The organism is Shewanella putrefaciens (assembly GCF_016406305.1).
Classification (GTDB): Bacteria; Pseudomonadota; Gammaproteobacteria; order Enterobacterales; family Shewanellaceae; genus Shewanella; species Shewanella putrefaciens_C.
The window spans coordinates 2,346,544-2,364,745 of the sequence record NZ_CP066369.1 but is presented as its reverse complement, the minus strand read 5'-3'; the positions used below and the strand labels follow the sequence as shown (position 1 = coordinate 2,364,745).

The 18,202-nt window shown below is 47.2% G+C and carries 14 protein-coding genes; 9 read left to right on the top strand and 5 right to left on the bottom strand.

What is annotated here, in order from left to right:
- Nucleotides 1-48: 48 nt before the first annotated feature.
- Both dacB and JFT56_RS10315 read right to left on the bottom strand, forming a co-directional pair.
- Nucleotides 49-1,545 carry a D-alanyl-D-alanine carboxypeptidase/D-alanyl-D-alanine-endopeptidase gene (gene dacB, locus JFT56_RS10320; protein ID WP_198780028.1) on the bottom strand — a complete coding sequence of 499 codons (1,497 nt, stop codon included), beginning with the start codon at nucleotides 1,543-1,545 and terminating at the stop codon, nucleotides 49-51.
- A gap of 26 nt (nucleotides 1,546-1,571) precedes the next feature.
- Complete coding sequence (locus JFT56_RS10315) at nucleotides 1,572-1,751, bottom strand: hypothetical protein (protein WP_198780027.1); 180 nt, start codon at nucleotides 1,749-1,751, stop codon at nucleotides 1,572-1,574.
- A gap of 306 nt (nucleotides 1,752-2,057) precedes the next feature.
- On the opposite strand from JFT56_RS10315, the gene JFT56_RS10310 reads away from it, so the two are divergent.
- Together JFT56_RS10310 and pssA are read left to right on the top strand one after the other, a co-directional pair.
- Nucleotides 2,058-2,390, top strand: coding sequence for a DUF1904 domain-containing protein (locus tag JFT56_RS10310; RefSeq protein WP_198780026.1), 333 nt, complete (start codon nucleotides 2,058-2,060; stop codon nucleotides 2,388-2,390).
- Nucleotides 2,391-2,402: 12 nt separating this feature from the next.
- Nucleotides 2,403-3,716, top strand: coding sequence for a CDP-diacylglycerol--serine O-phosphatidyltransferase (gene pssA / locus JFT56_RS10305; RefSeq protein WP_198780025.1), 1,314 nt, complete (start codon nucleotides 2,403-2,405; stop codon nucleotides 3,714-3,716).
- A 63-nt stretch (nucleotides 3,717-3,779) separates the two neighbouring features.
- Here the strand turns inward: pssA and ampC are convergent, their stop codons facing one another.
- Nucleotides 3,780-4,967 (bottom strand): class C beta-lactamase, encoded by a 1,188-nt coding sequence (gene ampC, locus JFT56_RS10300; protein WP_198780024.1) that lies wholly within the window; start codon nucleotides 4,965-4,967, stop codon nucleotides 3,780-3,782.
- Between the two features lie 378 nt (nucleotides 4,968-5,345).
- On the opposite strand from ampC, the gene JFT56_RS10295 reads away from it, so the two are divergent.
- From JFT56_RS10295 to JFT56_RS10280, 4 genes are all read left to right on the top strand, one after another.
- Nucleotides 5,346-6,107: a tRNA-uridine aminocarboxypropyltransferase gene (locus JFT56_RS10295; protein ID WP_198780023.1), complete on the top strand. Its 762-nt coding sequence runs from the start codon at nucleotides 5,346-5,348 to the stop codon at nucleotides 6,105-6,107.
- Nucleotides 6,108-6,395: 288 nt separating this feature from the next.
- Nucleotides 6,396-7,550, top strand: coding sequence for an efflux RND transporter periplasmic adaptor subunit (locus JFT56_RS10290; RefSeq protein WP_420136024.1), 1,155 nt, complete (start codon nucleotides 6,396-6,398; stop codon nucleotides 7,548-7,550).
- An 11-nt stretch (nucleotides 7,551-7,561) separates the two neighbouring features.
- Nucleotides 7,562-10,729, top strand: coding sequence for an efflux RND transporter permease subunit (locus JFT56_RS10285; protein WP_198780021.1), 3,168 nt, complete (start codon nucleotides 7,562-7,564; stop codon nucleotides 10,727-10,729).
- A 43-nt stretch (nucleotides 10,730-10,772) separates the two neighbouring features.
- Complete coding sequence (locus tag JFT56_RS10280) at nucleotides 10,773-12,182, top strand: efflux transporter outer membrane subunit (RefSeq protein ID WP_198783547.1); 1,410 nt, start codon at nucleotides 10,773-10,775, stop codon at nucleotides 12,180-12,182.
- 135 nt (nucleotides 12,183-12,317) lie between these two features.
- Here JFT56_RS10280 and JFT56_RS10275 read toward each other — a convergent pair whose 3' ends face one another.
- The gene (locus JFT56_RS10275; RefSeq protein WP_198780020.1) at nucleotides 12,318-14,375 is read right to left on the bottom strand and encodes a PhoX family protein; all 2,058 of its coding nucleotides are present in this window, start codon (nucleotides 14,373-14,375) and stop codon (nucleotides 12,318-12,320) included.
- A gap of 271 nt (nucleotides 14,376-14,646) precedes the next feature.
- On the opposite strand from JFT56_RS10275, the gene JFT56_RS10270 reads away from it, so the two are divergent.
- From JFT56_RS10270 to JFT56_RS10260, 3 genes are all read left to right on the top strand, one after another.
- Entirely contained in the window at nucleotides 14,647-14,970 is a 324-nt protein-coding gene (locus JFT56_RS10270) for a hypothetical protein (protein ID WP_198780019.1), read from the top strand.
- A 286-nt stretch (nucleotides 14,971-15,256) separates the two neighbouring features.
- The gene (locus JFT56_RS10265) at nucleotides 15,257-17,239 is read left to right on the top strand and encodes a RecQ family ATP-dependent DNA helicase (protein ID WP_198780018.1); all 1,983 of its coding nucleotides are present in this window, start codon (nucleotides 15,257-15,259) and stop codon (nucleotides 17,237-17,239) included.
- Between the two features lie 18 nt (nucleotides 17,240-17,257).
- A complete protein-coding gene (locus JFT56_RS10260; protein WP_198780017.1) occupies nucleotides 17,258-17,533 on the top strand; it encodes a hypothetical protein in 276 nt (91 codons plus the stop codon).
- 80 nt (nucleotides 17,534-17,613) lie between these two features.
- Here the strand turns inward: JFT56_RS10260 and eco are convergent, their stop codons facing one another.
- Entirely contained in the window at nucleotides 17,614-18,165 is a 552-nt protein-coding gene (eco, locus tag JFT56_RS10255) for a serine protease inhibitor ecotin (RefSeq protein WP_198780016.1), read from the bottom strand.
- Nucleotides 18,166-18,202 lie beyond the last annotated feature (37 nt).

Below are 18,202 nucleotides of genomic sequence, written 5' to 3'. Positions count from 1 at the left end.
CATTCAGTGCTTTTTTTATGTTCATTGTCCGATAGCCGCAGGCTGTTGTTAATGGCTCAGCTTCATCGTATTAGCATCGGTTTGGCTCGCGGTGTTTACCTGCGCCGCTGGGGGAATTTCTCTTAACAGTGTGGTGAGGAAATGGGCGCTAAAGGCGGGTTTATTCGATTTGTTAGGCTCTGGGGCTATGCCATTTTCGAGCACCACAAATAAAATGTCCTGCTGCTGAGGTAAACGCATAAACCCCGCTAAATTTGCTACCCCCTGCATTGATCCTGTTTTAGCGAAAATAAGGTTTTTCAGGGGCGGCTTGGTATAGCCTTGGCGATATTTAAGAGTACCACTCACGCCCGCCTGGGGCAGACTCGTAATGAGCCCACTGAAACGTGCATCCCGATGAATTAGGCTAAGTACATCGGCCAATTGTCTAGCATTCAATAGGTTATACCGTGATAGACCAGAACCATCGACGATATTGGCACTCGATAAATCCACGCCTAAATCGGTTAGAATGTGCTTCATCGCCGCGGCGCCATGGGTAAAACTGCCTTGGGTGCGATAATAGGTTTTGCCCACTTGCTTAAATAGACTATCGGCGATCAAATTATCCGATTTAAGCAGCATGGTCGTGAGCAGTTCAGGTAAGGGAGCTGAGCTATGGCTGGCAATCAGTTTTGCTTTTTGTGGAATATGCTCCCCGACCTGTACTTTGCCTGCAACCGTCATTTCGCCCTTAAGCATGGCGCTAAGCGTATCCTTTGCAAATTTTTCAGGATCACTCACGGCAATCGCGAGGGGAATAGCCTCACTGCCAGGATAGCAGCCACGCAAATGATACTGGTTCTGTCCTAGGCGCATGAGATCGAGCTGACAAAAATCGCGATTTGCCTGTTGGTCGAATACGGCATCGCTGCTCACTTTAACCCCATAACTTGCGGCACGGAGTTTGACCATAGAAGCTTGTGTTGCACTGCTTGGGATGAACTGACCGTAAACGCAATTTTGGTTGATAATATAGCTAGAGACGGGGGCCGCAAAACAAATGCCCAAATCGTCCCATACCCAGCCCGGTGCTTGAAGTTGTTCCTGTTTATCGCCAATCAAATATAAGTGGCCCTCGATACGAGTGATCCCCTGTTTGACTAAACTCGCAAAAATGCCCTTAAGATCTGCCTGCGTTAGCGTGGGATCGCCATTAAAACGTAAATAAACACTGCCCGCGATATGGCCATGGCGAATGGGGGCATCGCTCCACAGTTCGGTGACATAACGGAACTCTGGGCCAAGTGCCGCCATAGCTGTGACTGCCGTCAGTACTTTTTGTGTGCTGGCGGGGATCAATAAGGTATCTGGCTGATGGCTGTAAATGAGTTGATTGCTGGCTAAATCAATGGCCATTATAGCGGTTTGCGAATGACGCGGGCTGATGTCAGCCATTTGTTTAGCAAAGTGGGTCGAGTTTTCAGGGGGCCGAGGCTCGGCTTGCAGCCCTAGGGCTGCCAGTAGCAAGCTAACGTAAAGCGTCGTTTGGGGTAAGCTATACATGTGAGGGTTTAGCCTGAGTATCAAAGTTAATGTTCATCATTTCCGTCATCTTTCTCCATAAGACGATACAACCTTAGGGTGACAAATAACACTAAACCAATAAACAGTGGCAGGATCAATAACCCGAGTTGGGTTTTGAAATGGAAAATCCCCCAAGCCAAGATAAGCGTCAGTGCGAGTGTCAGCAGAATTTTTTTATTCTTCATAGTCTCTATCATTCATAGTAACTGTCTGAGTAACCATAGGTGTTTTAGTTTACGCTAAAACAGTCGGCAGGGGATGGGGCAAAACCCAAGAAGCTAGATTTTGTGATTGATGTGTCATTTACGGTTCTTTTAGCCATAAATGCGTCACTTTTGCCCGTTAGCTTCGGCATTAAATCGTTTCAGGTCAAATTACCAGCAAAACAGGTGAGTTTCAGTGGGCTTTTCGCCGAAAAGTCTTGCCGAGACCGAGTGAAGTCGGTAATTTCTACCCCTTACGATTTTAGGATCTCAGGTAACCACTAAACCATGCCTCATATTAGTATGCGCGGCTTACCACAGGTAGTCGTTGCAGAGTTTAGCCAAGCATTACTGCAGTCTTTGGCGGCGATATGCAAAGGTAATGCTGAGAGTTTCACATTAGATTGGATCCCGAGCATCAGTTACCGTAACGGGAAAATTGATCAACGCTTCGTCCAAGTCGAGTTACTCTGGTTTCCGGTTGACCCAGATATCCATCTCAAAGTAGAACAAACGATCAGGCTGGCAGTGACAGAGGCCTATCCAGAATTAACTCATATTGCTGTGATGTTTTTGTCACTGACCCCAAGTGCTTCCTATCGGGGTGGTCAGCATGTATAAAGGAGGATTGCCTTGCTAGATAAGCTTGGTGGAATAGCCGTTCAACCCGAGGCTTTAACGTGGTTGCTTACGCCATGCCGATTTAAGGCAGAGTTACTCGCTCGCATCGAGAGTGCTAAAAACAGTATTTATATTGCCGCACTCTATTTAGAAGATGACGAAGCGGGCCGTGAGATTTTACAGGCCTTGATGGCCGCCAAAGCGCAAAATCCCGCATTAGATGTCAAGATCCTCGTCGATTTTCACCGGGCACGACGTGGCCTAATTGGCCATAAAGGCGACAGCGGTAATTATCTTATGTATCGCCGCGTGATGGCCGAGGCTGAATATCCTATCGATATTATGGGTGTTCCAGTTAAATCCCGTGAATTTATGGGCGTACTGCACCTTAAGGGCTTTATTATCGATGATGCGGTGATTTACAGCGGCGCTAGTCTTAACAATATTTACTTACAACAGAATGAGAAATATCGTTTCGATCGCTACCATGTGATTGAATCCGCCGAATTAGCGCGCAGTATGCGGGCGATGATCCAGCGTTATATTATCGCCGATCCCGCAGTGACTTCACTCACCCAGGACGCGCAGCAGGAAGTGTTGCCGCCCAAAAACGATGTGCGTAGCTTTAAATTGCGTTTATCGGAAGCTGAATACGAATTTGCATCTACCCGCAGAGGCAATCGGATCACGCCTTTGCTGGGGTTAGGCCGCAAGAAAAACCTATTGAATAAAGTGGTGGTTGCTTTAGTCGAGGAGTCTAAGGACTCGCTATTTATCTGCACGCCTTACTTTAATCCCCCTTACATTTTAGTGCGTGCCTTGGCTAAGCACCTACGTAATGGTAAACGCATCGATATCGTTGTCGGCGATAAGACGGCGAACGATTTTTATATTCCGCCAGAGCAGGACTTCTCGACCATTGGGGCGCTGCCCTATATGTACGAGCAATCTTTGCGTAAGTTTGCCAAACGTCAGCAGTGGGCAATCGATAATGGACAGTTGAATATTCATTTGTGGAAGCACGGTATCAACAGTTATCACCTTAAAGGGATCAGTGCCGACGGTAAAAAGCACTTGATCACAGGCTCCAATCTTAATCCTAGGGCGTGGGCACTGGATTTGGAAAATGGCCTGTTGATCCACGATGAAACCGCTTGCTGGAAAGCGCAATTTGAAGCCGAGCAGGCACATATTCTTGAACACACACAGCGGTTATATCACTACAGCCAAGTGGATACGCTGCAAAGCTATCCTGCGCCAGTGAAAAAGATCATGACTCGGATCAGAAGGTTAAAAGCGGACTTTTTACTGAGGCGTATTCTCTAGTCAAATTTTGCCTAATAAAAAGCCCACAGATTTGTGGGCTTTGTTGTCTTTAAGCCGTAGGGGTTATTCCTGTTGCAGCTTGCTTATCCCCGTTAGGATTTGATAACCCACTTCAACCCGTGGCGGAACGGGATAATTTTTATTGCTTAGTAAGACTAACCCAAGCTTTTGCGCGGGGATAAAGGCGACATAGGCGGCAAAACCACCGGTTGAGCCAGTTTTATTGATCCACACATTTTGCTGCGGCTCAAGGGGCGGCACTATGGGTTTCACGGGCGTACTGCCAAACACCACTTCCTGAGTGTGGCCCATAAGTAGCTTATCGAGCTCAATCGGATAGGAATAATGTTCCCAAATCATATCTTGGGTCATCACGCCCACATCAAAGTATCCCCTGTGGGTCCCATCGATTGCCGTTTGCAGAGGTTTGGCAAGTGGGTGCATTTGCATATTGGCTTCCACAAATTGCAGCAGATCTGTGGCTGTGGTTTTAACGCCATAGGCTTCATCGGCTAATACGCCGGGATTGACCCGCACAGGCATATCTTGCTTATCGTAACCTTGGGCATAATCGGCCATTTTGCTGCTTGGAACCTTAATATAGCTGCTGGTCATGCCCAATTGTGGAAAGATTGTTTGTTCAAGCGCTTGTTGAAATGTTTGCTCTAAACTCTGCGCGGCAATCATCCCGAGTAGGCCAATGCTTGGATTGGCGTAATTCCTGTGGGTCCCAGGGGCAAAGGACGGCTGCCACTGCTTAAGATAATCCATTAATTCTGTATTGTTAGTGACGTTATCTGGGACTTGCATTGGCAGATCCCCCGCGGTGTGGGTCGCTAAATTGATAAGACTAATCCCATCAAAATGACTGCCTTTTAATGCTGGTACATAGTCACTGGCCATATCCGTGAGGGTTAATTTGCCTTCAAGCTGTGCATAGCTTGCCAGTGTCGCAGTAAAGGTTTTACTGATAGAGCCAATTTCGAATAGGGTATGTTCAGTCACCTTTTGTTTTGTGGAGTTTGAACTGACGCCATATTGATAAAAATACTGCTTACCATCAATCGTTAAGCCGATTACGGCACCGGGGATATGATGCTTTGCCATCATAGGTTTAACCGCTGAATCCACTAGCGATTGCATTTCCTTAGCATTTAAAGCTTGAGCTGCACTGACATGGGGGAATAGGCTCGCCCAGAGGAATACGCCGCTTAATAATGGCATTGAAGCGAGTAGGGGATGTCGTTGCATAATTTACCTTTCATCAAAATTAAATTTATGGTGTTGAGATTGAACAATATATTACGGTAATTCTCCATTAAGTTAAGCTCTTACTAATCTTTAGCTGTAATATCTCTTCAAGGGGTAAGCAAAACGTTAACCGCACTAATGCAATGTTAAGTATTGCGTCATGGTATGGACTTCTGTATTACACAGTTGCGTTATTTAAAGAGAATTTATTCATTATTACGCTAAGTCCTCAAGCACCGACTCTCATGCCTTTTATGGCGATAATGCATAGCACCGATTGCGTGATTTACGGCCAAGGTATAAACTGCGCCGCCGCGATAGGAAAGTGCCGAGTCACCTACCGTATCCCCTAATAAGTTTGCAAGAGAATTGGTTTTTATGGCTTTAGCCCCCCATGCTGTTCATCGCTTATACCAATACCGTAAGTCTATTTCGACTAAACCCTTTGGTGCGAGAGGCAAAAAACTGATCCGCTGCCCATTATGTCTATTGGGTGAGCAGTTTTGCACCTGTGCGTTGCGTCGTCAGTTACAAACTCAAGCCAGTTTTCTGCTGATCATGTATAACGATGAAGTGCTAAAACCAACAAACAGCGGGCGATTAATCGCAGATCTTATCCCTGATACCCACGCCTTTATCTGGTCACGCACTGAGCCCGCAGCCGAGCTGCTTGCGTTACTCGACTCGGCGCAATATCAACCCTTTTTAGTGTTTCCGGCACAATATGCAGAGCAGGGGCAAACGGTTCTGAACCAAGTACCACAGTCAATTTTGGCTGAAGATAAACGGCCGCTATTAATTATGCTCGATGGTAGCTGGCGTGAGGCGATTAAGATCTTCCGTAAGAGCCCTTATTTACATTCATTGCCAATGCTGTCATTCGATCCCGATACCCTGGCAACCTATGCACTGCGTAAGGGGAGCCATGATTTTCAACTTGGCACCGCCGAGGTCGCCTCCTTGGCCTTAGGGGCGATAGGCGAGGCGGCTAATGGCAAAGCGTTAAGTGCATGGTTTGATTTATTTGTCGAATCATCTTTACTGGGGCGTAACCGTCGTTGCCGGGAAGATCTTTTGCCGATCACCGATTTTACCGATGCCTTTGAGCTTGCCTATCAAGAGGCCTGTAACTCAGTTTAATGTGCCACTCACCATATGTCATAAGTCTCAAATCATTGAACTGATTGATTTTTAAATTTCAATTTCCGCTAGATTACCGTAGACTTAAACTGCATTGGCCCACAGGATGTTTCGCAGGGCCGACTAAACCGTTAAAACCATTCTTATTTTTGACTATGAAGTGGTTTCATTACCTTTAGAATGCAGGATGCGCATATGCCTCAATCCCGTGCTAGAACAGATTTTTCACTTTTTCTTCGCTTACCCTTTCCCCTGCATATTGCCAGTGTGTTGCTGCTCAGTTTGTCGATGAGTGCTTGTCATCAGCCCGAAGTAAAAATTGCACCTAAAATGGTGGTGGTTGAAAAGGTCACCACAGCGACAGTACCGCTTTATGGCAATTATATTGGCGTGACACAGGCATCCTTAGATGTGGAAGTGCGAGCAAGGGTCGATGGTTTTGTGGAGGAAAAGCGTTTTATCGAGGGCAGTGCGGTTAAAGCGGGGGAGTTGTTATATCAAATTGATAATAAGCCCTATGTCGCGGTCGTTAATCGTTTAAAAGCGAAGTTAGCTTCCCAGCAGGCGATAGTGGAAAAAGCCGAACGTGATGTGATCCGCTTAAAACCCCTCTATGAACAAGATGCCGCCAGTCAACTCGACTACGATAATGCGCTATCCACCTTAGCACAGGCGAGATCGAATCTTATCGCTAGCCGAGCCGAGGTTGAAGAGGCGCAACTTGAGCTCAGTTATACCGAAATAAAAGCCCCTATTGATGGCTTAGTCAGCCGCTCCGAGGTGGATATAGGTGCGCTTGTGGGCAGTAAAGGGCAATCCTTGCTGACACGGGTAAAGCAAGTCGACCCTATATATGTGAGTTTTAATATGTCGGCCCTCGATTATCTGAATGCCCAGCGGCGCTTAACCAGTTATTCCGCGAAAAAAGAAGCCGAGACTGAGGGGAAAGCATTGGCGGGATTTGTCCGTATCACCTTGCCCGATAGCAGTGAATACCGTTATTTAGGGGATGTCAGCTTTACCGATCCCCAGGTGAATCCCAATACCGGTACCTTTGAAGTGCGGGCCATTTTGCCCAACCCCGAAAAAGAGCTGCTACCGGGTCAATACACTAATGTGCGGATTAAGCTTTCAGAAACCCCCAATGCGGTGGTAATCCCCCAAAAAGCCACCCAAGTGGATCAAGGTGGCGTCTATGTGATGGTGGTGCTGCCCAATAACATCGTCGAGCGGCGCTTTATTGTGATCGATCATCAAGGGATCGAAGGCGTAGTAGTCAAGAGTGGGTTAAAAGCGGGTGAGATGGTGATAACCGAAGGCATGCACCGAGTGCGCCACGGTCAACTTGCAGAGCCGTTAAGTGCCAAGGAATACGCGGCCAGGGAAGATGAGTTGGCAAAGGCCGGCGCACTAAAACATCAAGCGCTCGAACAGCAAAAATAGGAGCAACAGTAATGGCGCAGTTTTTTATCAATCGGCCCATTTTTGCCAGCGTGATTTCGATCGTTATTGTGCTGCTAGGTGCCATTGCCATGTTCAAGTTACCCGTCGATCAATATCCCTATATCACGCCACCCCAAGTCACGATTTCGGCTTCCTACCCGGGTGCCAGTTCGACCACAGCCGCCGAGTCTGTTGCAACGCCACTGGAACAAGAAGTCAATGGCGTACCCAATATGATCTACATGAGTTCAAAGAGTACCAACTCAGGTAGCACGAGTGTGACTATCACCTTTGATGTGGGAACAAATGCGGATTTAGCGGCCGTCGATGTACAAAATTCAGCCCAGCAGGCTGCTGGCGGTTTACCGATAGATGTGCAAACCGAAGGCGTGACAGTCTCTAAAGATGCGTCAGTTGAATTATTAAAGCTCGCCTTGACCTCAGATGATGAGCGTTTCGATGAAATTTACCTAAGCAACTATGCCACTATCAATATTGAATCGGCCCTTAGGCGCATCCCCGGCGTTGGGCGCACTCGAAATACCGGATCACGAAGTTACTCCATGCGGATCTGGCTTAAACCCGATGCCATGGCAGGCTACAGCTTAACCACCACAGATGTGATTAATGCGATTAAAGCACAGAATAAGGAATCGCCAGCGGGCACCATTGGGGCTCAACCTAATAGTGATGATATTAGTCTGACCCTGCCTATTAGCGTTGCGGGGCGATTGAGTTCAGTCCAAGCGTTTAATGAAATCATTGTGCGCGCTAACCCCGATGGTTCGCTTATTCGCCTGCGGGATATTGCTGGGGTCGAATTAGGTTCCTCTGCCTACACCCTACAATCCCAACTCAACGGGCAAAATGCCACTATCCTGCAGGTATATTTGTTGCCGGGGGCCAATGCCCTCGAAGTGACGCAAAAGGTCAAACAGACCATGGCAGAGCTGGCGCAAAAGTTTCCCCAGGGGATGAAATGGCAAGTGTTTTACGATGCTTCGATTTTTATCCAAGAGTCCATCGATGAAGTGATCCACACCTTGATAGAGGCCTTAGTGCTGGTGGTCTTTGTCGTGTATTTATTCTTACAAAATGCCCGCGCCACTTTGATCCCCGCGATCGCCGTCCCCGTGTCACTCATTGGTACCTTGGCCGCGATGCTTGCCTTTGGATTTACGATTAATACTGTGAGTTTACTGGCATTAGTGCTCGCCATTGGGATTGTGGTTGATGATGCTATTGTGGTGGTGGAGAACGTAGAGCGGCTGATCCACGAGAAGGGGATGTCCGCCGTCGATGCGACACGCGGGGCGATGAAAGAGCTTTCAGGAGCCCTAGTCGCGACCAGTTTAGTGCTTTGCGCCGTATTTGTGCCCGTGTCATTTTTAGCGGGGATCACTGGGATTATGTACCGTGAATTTGCGGTCGCGATTACGGTCGCAGTGTTAATTTCAACCGTGGTTGCCTTAACTTTGAGCCCTGCATTGTGCGCCTTATTGCTCAAGCCGGGTAAATCCCCGCAGAAGGGCTTTTTTTACTGGCTGAATACCAAATTGGATATGAGTACCAGCCGTTATGTCGCCCTTGTGGCCTTGACCAATAAGCACGCTAAACGTAGTTATCTTGCCTTTGTGATCATGTTGGGCGGGGTGTATCTGATTATGTCGCATATCCCGAGCAGTTTTATGCCCGATGAAGACCAAGGGCGGTTCTTTATCGATATGACCTTACCCGATGGTTCAACGGTTAATCGTACTGAAACGGTATTGAAGAAGGCCGAGCAATATGTACGTGCCCATCCCTCCGTTGCTTACTCCTTTACCCTCGCGGGTGAAAATCGCCGCTCGGGCGCCAATCAGGCCAATGGGCAATTTGAAGTCATACTTAAACCTTGGGCTGACCGTGAAGCGACCAATGCCACGGTTAAAGCTGTGATGGAAGCTATTGATAAGGATTTAGAGCAAGTTTTAGAGGCCGAATTTAACCTGTATTTACCCTCAGCTGTGCCGGGGCTAGGGAGCGGTTCTGGTGTTGAAATGCAACTGCAGGATACCTCTGGTACTCACTTTCAAGGCTTGGTTGAAACCGCCAATGAGTTAGTCGAAATCTTAAAGCTCCAACCCGAAGTCGCCAGTGCCAGTGTGTCTTTGCAAAGTGCGATTCCCCAGTTGCATTTGTCAGTGGATGAAGCCAAAGCCATGGCTATCGGGGTTAATGTTGGTGATATTTACAGTACAATCAAAACATTAACTGACTCATCGACAGTCAATGATTTTAATCTGTTTGGCCGAGTCTATAGGGTTAAAATTCAAGCAGAAGAAAGCTATCGACAATTTCCGCACCAAATTAAAGACTATTATGTGCGCTCATCAAACGGCGCTATGGTGCCGATTGGGGTGTTAGCGAAATATGAGTACACTGTCGGCCCCGCCTCTGTGACCCATTACAACTTATTTTCCAGTGCTTCCATTAATGTCACGCCCGCCGCAGGCTATGCCACCGGGGATGTTATCGAGGCGATAGCGCGGGTTGCAAAACCGATATTGCCCGATGAATTTAAATACGAGTGGACTGGCATTACCTACCAAGAGGTGCAATCGGCCAATCAAACGGGCGTGGCGATTGGTCTAGCCTTGCTATTTGTGTTCCTATTTTTAGCGGCTCTGTATGAAAGCTGGAGCATACCTGTGGCGGTACTGCTTATTGCACCGATTGCACTATTAGGTGCGGCCATCACGACCTTAATCAGCGGCATGGAGAGTAATTTATTCTTCCAAGTGGCTTTTATCGCACTTATTGGTATGGCGGCGAAGAATGCTATTTTGATTGTGGAGTTTGCCAATCAGTTGCACCAACAGGGCAAATCCTGCTTGGAGGCGGCCCTAGAGGCGGCAACGATGCGCTTTAGACCGATACTTATGACATCAATGGCCTTTATCCTTGGCGTATTGCCTTTGGTTTTATCCGCGGGTCCTGGGGCCGTGAGCCGGCAATCTATTTCACTGCCTATTTTAGGGGGCATGGTATTGGCGACGACCATAGGGATTGTGTTTGTTCCGTTATTTTTTGTCACCACAGCGGGCTGGGTGAAAAAGAAATCAGCAAGGCAGCCTATTGATACTAAAGAGGTACTGCTTTTAGATCATGATACCGCCGAGGAGGTGAGCCGTGGCTAATAACCCGTATGCTTCCCCTATGGTGGGACCAAACAGGATTTCAATGGGGCGATTTCAACGTAATCCCATTTTCTTAGGGCTTGTCGCTGCGCTCAGTGTTGGAGCCTGTTCCCTTGGGCCCGATTACGAACGGCCAGAGCTGAATTTACCCGAACAATACTCAGTGCAAGGCACAGCTAATGAGGATCTTAGCGACCCAAACGCTATCGCTGCGTTATCCTGGCGCAGTTTTTATCAAGATCCCGCGCTTTTACAGTTGATTGAACACGCATTAGCAAACAATTTAAATCTGCAAATTGCCCAGTCCCGTCTCATCGCGGCCCGTTCAAAGATAACAGTATCCGACAGTGCTCTCTGGCCGGATGTTGCAATATCGGCGGGGTTTGAACGCACGCTCGATAGCGCAGCCACTAATACTTCACCTAGCCCAGAAACAACCTTAGATCTGCAGGGGACAGTCTCCTGGGAAGTAGACCTATGGGGCGCCAATCGCCGCACGAGTGAGGCAACCGAGGCTATGTACTTATCCGAGGTGGAATCGCTTCGCTTAACCTATGTGAGTCTTATCAGTGATATCGCTAATCGCTACTATGAATGGCTGGATGTGGAGCAGCGTTATCGAGTCTCGAGTGAAACAGTCACACTAAGGCAAAAAGAACTTAAGATAGCCCAATTACGCCATGCAAATGGGATGATTTCAGGGTTAGATGTACGCCAGGCGGAAGTGGAATTGCAGAGCGCGAAAGTGACTTTGCCAACGTTGAATTATGAGCGCCAATTTAAAGTCAATCAGCTCTATATTTTGCTTGGTGAGTATGACTTCCCCCTGCCAGAACGCCAAAATATGCCGGAAGTAAAAGGCTTACCCGACGAGCTCAGTGCGGGCGTCCCATCGCAGCTATTAAGCATGCGGCCCGATGTCAAAATTGCCGAGCAAGCTATGATCGCTGCGAATGCCCATGTAGGGGTCGCTAAGGCTGCATTTTTCCCCAAGTTTGTTATTTCGGGTGTGTACGGCCGCGAAAATGACCATCTAACGGATATTTTTGACGCCAATGGTGTGACTTGGTCATTGCTCGGTGGCATTACGGCGCCCATTTTTAACAGTGGTAAAATCTCCGCCCAGTTTGATATCGCCTCCGAGACCTCTAAGCAAGCCATGCTGAATTATCGCCATGTGGTATTAAATGCGTATTTTGATGTCAATGATGCCTTAAATAATCTGAAACGTGCCGAGCTTGCGAGTGGTGCACAGCAAGAATTAGTCGCATCTTCAAAGGAATATGCTCGGCTTGCAAGATTGAGGTATCAAAATGGTGTTGCGACATCCTTAGACTTAATGGATGCACAGCGGCAATTGTTTAGTGCGCAATTAGCCTATAGTGAAATTTTGCGGGATAAACAATTAGCAAAAGTAGCCTTATACCGGGCACTTGGAGGAGGGCAGATCTGACCCATTTGGCCACGCACAGATGACAATAAAAAATCCCCGTTAACGGGGATTTTTATTTCATTCCATTCCATTGGTGACTTGGTGGTGACTTGGGACAATCACACTGATCAAAGATGCGTTTGTCCCTTACGTCCTTTATACGGCGACTTCTTTGCCATCTAGCTTACGAATCACAACGGTTGCAGCGCGGGGGCGTAAGCTTGTGCCCGCTGGCGTTGCTTGCGCCGCATTGGACGAATAAGGCCAGTTACCTGGATGCTGAATGTTAGCAAATACAGAAGTGTAATCTGGGCTAATCGCGAAACCTGTCACTTCACAGTCGTTGGGGCCAACGAAGAAACGCTTTAATTCCATTTGGTTTTCGCTTGTAACACTGGCCTGCTTATTAGCACTATCGAGGAGTGTCGAAGGGACAATCGCTAGCATTTGATCGTTAGTCTTTTCAGTGACTTCCTTCGCGCCATTATCGGTTTGTACCCATAAAATACCGCGCTTATCGAAGGCTAAACCATCTGGGCTCGCAAATTGGTTTAAATCCGTTAAGCCCGAAAGGTTAGTCTCGGCATTGCCATCACTGGGTGAGCCAAAGACGAAGATATCCCATGTAAATTCAGTGTCTTTATCGCCTTCATCCCAACGGATAATATGGCCAAAGTAGTTTTTAAGTCTTGGGTTTGCAGGATTTGCTTCGCTACGTTTTGAGTTGTTGGTTAACGTCAAATAGACAGAGCCAGTGAAAGGATCGACCGCGCACCACTCAGGGCGATCCATAGGTGTCGCGCCCACTAAATCCGCAGCACCCGCAGTGTTTAGAATAATGTCGGCTAAGGTGGCGAAGCTATTGCTTAAAGTTTTGCCGTCTGTAGTTTGGCTATCTAAGGTTAAAGGTAACCAGACACCGCCGCCATTCTCATTGAATTTAGCGACATATAGCGTCCCTTCATTCATGTACTTATCGCCCATTTGTAAATGGTTGCTGCTGGTGGCATCTTTTGCATCCCAAACCGCATTCGAAACAAATTTATATAAGTATTCGAACTGAGAATCGTGGCCAGAGTAAAACACTACGGGTTTACCTTCGACCAATTTACCAAAGGTACAACCTTCGTGGCGGAAGCGACCGAGTGCGGTACGTTTGATGGCACGCGAGCTTGGGTTATAGGGATCGATTTCAACGATATAGCCGTGACCATTCGCTTCGTTGCGGTAATCGTCCTGGGCACTAGCACCCTTTGGTGTCACATCAAAACGGGCAAATTCATCGAGACGTTCTTCATCGTGGCCTGCAAGATCATCCCAGCCGTAGCGAGTGCTGGTTTTGCTGATCCCGATGCGCGCTTGTTCGGCAGTTAAGGTGCCACGATTAGCAAAGTAACCCGGCCAGTTTTCTTCGCAGGTTAGATATGTGCCCCAAGGGGTATAGCCATTGCCACAGTTATTGAGTGTGCCACGGGCTTGACTGCCATCGGGTGAATAGCGGGTTTCAAGTAGCGGAGAATAGGCCAGAGGGCCTGCCATATCCATTACTGTCGCACCGGTAAAGCGGCGGTTATGGGCATCATTTGCAACCACTTCCCACTGAGAATTGACCAGTTTGATGCGTACCACAGTCACGCCGTGGGCATTAATTTCTTTTCGCACTTCATCGACAATAGTGCGTAGACCAGAAGTTGGGTCAAATGTTTGACCCATAGGATGCAGGGCAATTTCATCGATATATTCATGGTTAATGCACAATAAGCCGTCATTACCTGCGTCATCTAGGGGGAAGAAATGCATGCCATCGTGGTGCATACCAACAGAGTTTGCTTGGTCATCGGCGGTATTAGTGCCATCACTTTTCCAAGGGGCAGCTTTTGAATTTAATGGTGTTCCCCAAGGGGCAAGAACCTGTGCGGTATAGCCTTCAGGCACAACCACTGCATCTAAGCGAGAGCCTGCAACTGAAGTGAAATTCAGTTTTGCACTGCTTTTAGTGGGTGGGACTGGCACAACAGGATCGACAGGCTTGGGCGTTGAAGAATTATCAGAACCACAGCCCACTAAACCTATACCTGCAAAGGCGGTCATGGCGCTAATACCGAGTCCGCCTTTTACAAAGTTACGACGGGATAAATGTTTATCCAACACTTGGTTAAAGGGTTCATTATTGCTTTTATTATAAAGTGTAGGATCAAAGGTGGCCTTGCTCATATTGCACTCCAGTTGAAGGATAGAATTAAATATCGAGCCATAGCCTGTCATAGCAATATGACAGTAAAGGTGAATTCATATGACAATAAAGCGACAAAATTGGGCTAAATTTCTTTTATGTTAACGATGCAAACGGCGAAAAATAATCTTAAATTTCACTAAGATTAAGGTTCAACGTGACTTATTTTCTCGGTCACGTAAACTCTTTAGAACGCCGCTTAATAGGCGGCTTGCTGTGCCATTTGCAATGCCATTATTTTAGGGAGAGATCATGTCGGTTGAGAGGAAAATTGCCGTATTATGCCGAGTGGAACCCGGTTGTCTTGGACCCGACGGCCGTGACCATATAGAGGCTTTTTGTGCCTTGGCGCAAAGGGCAATGCAGCATTTTGATGTGGATGTGGGCACTTGGATCCTAACGCCAAGGTACGATAAAACCCTAGAGGAAATGCAGTACAGCGTGGCAAATAAATTACTCTCACATGCACAGTCGACCCAGTATTTTGCCTTAATCGGCCGGGATATAGACGCATTTGAAGAGCGTTTTCAAGATAAGTTAACCTCGCTCATTAATCTGTACCTTGCAAGAAAGTAGAACATTTATCTTAGTGAGCCGTGAGTTACCTTGTTGTAAGTTTAATAGGTTGATTTTATTGAATTATGCTTAATGTTTTTCAAGAGGTTCATGGTCTGAGTATTGACTGAAACATGATCGATATCAGCGGTTTAGGGATTCGTCATCAGTCATAGGGGCAATTAAGCCCGTAAAGTCGAGCAGAATTTGGTAAACTAGCCCACAGATTTCAATGTTAGCTCGTTGCAGGCTTTATCGGGGCGTAGGCTCCTTAGTGATTAAGCCCCAATAGAGCAAAGGGTAGTCCATGGTTCATTCCCCCCAAACACTTCAGGCACTCAGTGCTGATGGCGCTCACTATGCGCCATTATTGCAGCAGCAATTTGGTTTTACGGCATTCCGTGGTGGACAACTAGAAACCATTTCTCAGTTGTTGGCGGGGCACTCTAGCTTGGCAATTTTTCCGACAGGTTCAGGGAAATCCCTTTGTTATCAATTTACTGCACTACAGTTGCCCCAGCTCACATTAGTTATCTCTCCGTTACTGGCATTGATGAAAGATCAACTCGAGTTTTTACGGGCCAAGGGTATAGCTGCGGCCAGTATTGACTCCACCTTGAATGCCGAGCAGAGCAAACAGGTGATGATGGACGCGCGAGCTGGCCGCTTAAAAATTTTAATGGTGTCCGTTGAGCGCTTTAAAAATGAACGCTTTCGACAGTTTATCCAGTCGGTCGCCATTTCAATGTTGGTCGTCGACGAAGCGCACTGTATTTCAGAATGGGGGCATAATTTTCGGCCAGATTACCTAAAGTTGCCCGATTATCGCCGAGAACTAAATATCCCCTTAGTCTTGCTGTTAACCGCCACGGCCACTCGAAAAGTCAAATTAGATATGGCGATGCGGTTTGATATTGCGCCCGAGCACATAGTGCAAACGGGGTTTTACCGCGCCAATCTTGATTTGAACGTGCTGCCAGTCACCAGCCAAGATAAGGTCACACGGCTTCACCAGGAGATTAGCCGTTTTTCCGGTGCCGGGATTGTTTATGTCACCTTGCAATCTACCGCCGAAGAGGTGGCAAAGACGCTGTGCAGTAGAGGGATTGTTGCCAGTGCATACCATGCCGGGTTTGAGGATATTAAGCGCCAACAGATCCAAAACGATTTTATGCAGGATCGCATTCAGGTCGTCGTCGCGACAATTGCCTTCGGCATGGGGATTGATAAAAGCAATATCCGCTTTGTTATCCACTATGACTTACCTAAATCTATTGAGAATTACAGTCAAGAAATTGGCCGCGCGGGTCGTGATGGTTTACCGTCCCATTGTGTGACTTTGGCCAATCTTGATGGGATGAACACGGTGGAAAACTTTGTTTATGGTGATACACCTGAACGTGGTTCCATTGAATATCTGATTGAAAATATTAAGCAAGAACAGAATGATGCACGCTGGGAGCTGCAATTAAATACCTTGTCCAATACGAGCAATATTCGCCAGTTACCGCTTAAAACCCTGTTAGTTCAGCTTGAAATCTATGGCGTGATAAAACCACTTTATGCCTACTATGCCGATGTTAGCTATCGCTTCATTGTCGAGCCATCGGAAATTTTGCCAAGGTTTAATCCCGAGCGACAGGCATTCTTGTCACAGATTTTTACCTATACACAAATGAAGCGGATCTGGGGCATATTAGATTTTAATGCGCTTTATGAGGCTACAGGTAGCGAGCGCGGTCGCGTTTTAGCGGCGCTAGAATACCTCGCGGATCAGCAACTGATTGAGCTTGAAACTAAGCGTATTACGGATGTGTATCAGGTTAATGAGATTGCCTTAGGGGATCTCTCGTTAGTGGATACACTTTATGGGTATTTCGTTGAAAAGGAACACAAAGAAATTCAACGAATTGCTCAATTAGTACGCTTTTTCGAGTTAGAGACGTGTCTCAGCTACAATTTATCACGCTATTTTGACGATATTGCAGCACCTAAGCACTGTGGCCATTGCAGTGTGTGTCGTGGGCAGGTGGCGAAGTTGGCTTTTTCGACTGAGCCCGTTTGGCCAAAGGAAAGCCAGATACTCGCGGATCTTCAAAAGTTACAGCATCAAGTACAAGCGAAAGGCGGGGCACCTGTGTCCCTTGATACCCAATGCCGTTTCCTTGCGGGAATGGTCGTTCCCCTGTTTAGTCGATTACAGCTCCGTAAACTCGAGGGCTTTGGTCGTTGTGAAAAATTAAGATATGCGGAGATAAAACAGAAAGTGTCGTCGCTGGTGACGCGCTAAGATAGCAAAGGATCGAACATGAATAAGGCTGTAAAAAAGATGCTCGCCAAGCATGAGCGATTAGTTCATTCGGAAGGCGTAACCGTACTTTCCCACACCCAGAGAGAGAAGGGTGAGTGGATACAACATACCATCATGGTGGATGATTGTGATGTGCCCTTTAAGTTTCGACGGGTAAAAAAGTACAAGGATTTACAGGGGCAAAAGGTGAGTCTAGTGTATTATCCTGACACTGAAATGGTGGCGGGTTTCGAAATCGAAATTATGCAAGTGGTTAGAATTAAAAGATTTTAATTGATGCCCTTCGGATCGTTGCTGTCTAATATCAGTGGCGATCCGAAGGGTATTTGATCTCAGCCTAAACCGTCAGCAGCTTATTTAGCATACTGGTAGGTTGAATCCACTTTCCAGGTTCTAAAACGCAATTCTGTGCCTTCTGGCAGGTAAAAAACTTTAGGTAAACGGCTGTCGTAGCGCATTTTCAGCTCACCCGGGATCCGCACAAAGGCTTCCTTCTTCGCCATTTCAAAGCATGCCATCATAGTGCTGGGCCCTTGGGAAACCGTATCGACTTGGTAGTAGCTATATCCCCAACCTGTTACGGTCAACTCTTTTAATTCACCGCTTAGTCCATGCTTATTGCAGTCAACTAACTGAGTCTGACCAATTTGAATTTCAACGAGATAATCGTCCTCGTTCTCTAGGGTGGGTAAAGTTAAAATATGTTGAACCATTCCTTGCTTAGGCGCGGGGAACATTTTAGTGACTTCCTGTGGAACATAGTTCGCTGAGTTGAAGCTGGCAACACTGATCATCGGCGCATTTAATCCTGTAGGGTGTGGTGGGCTCACGGAGGTAGCATTAAAAGACAATAGGGCAAAGGTTAAGGGCAGGGCCGCAGCGGCCAATAAATGAGTCAGTTTCATATGTTCTCCTTGTCGATCCAATCATTCGTCAATGGGC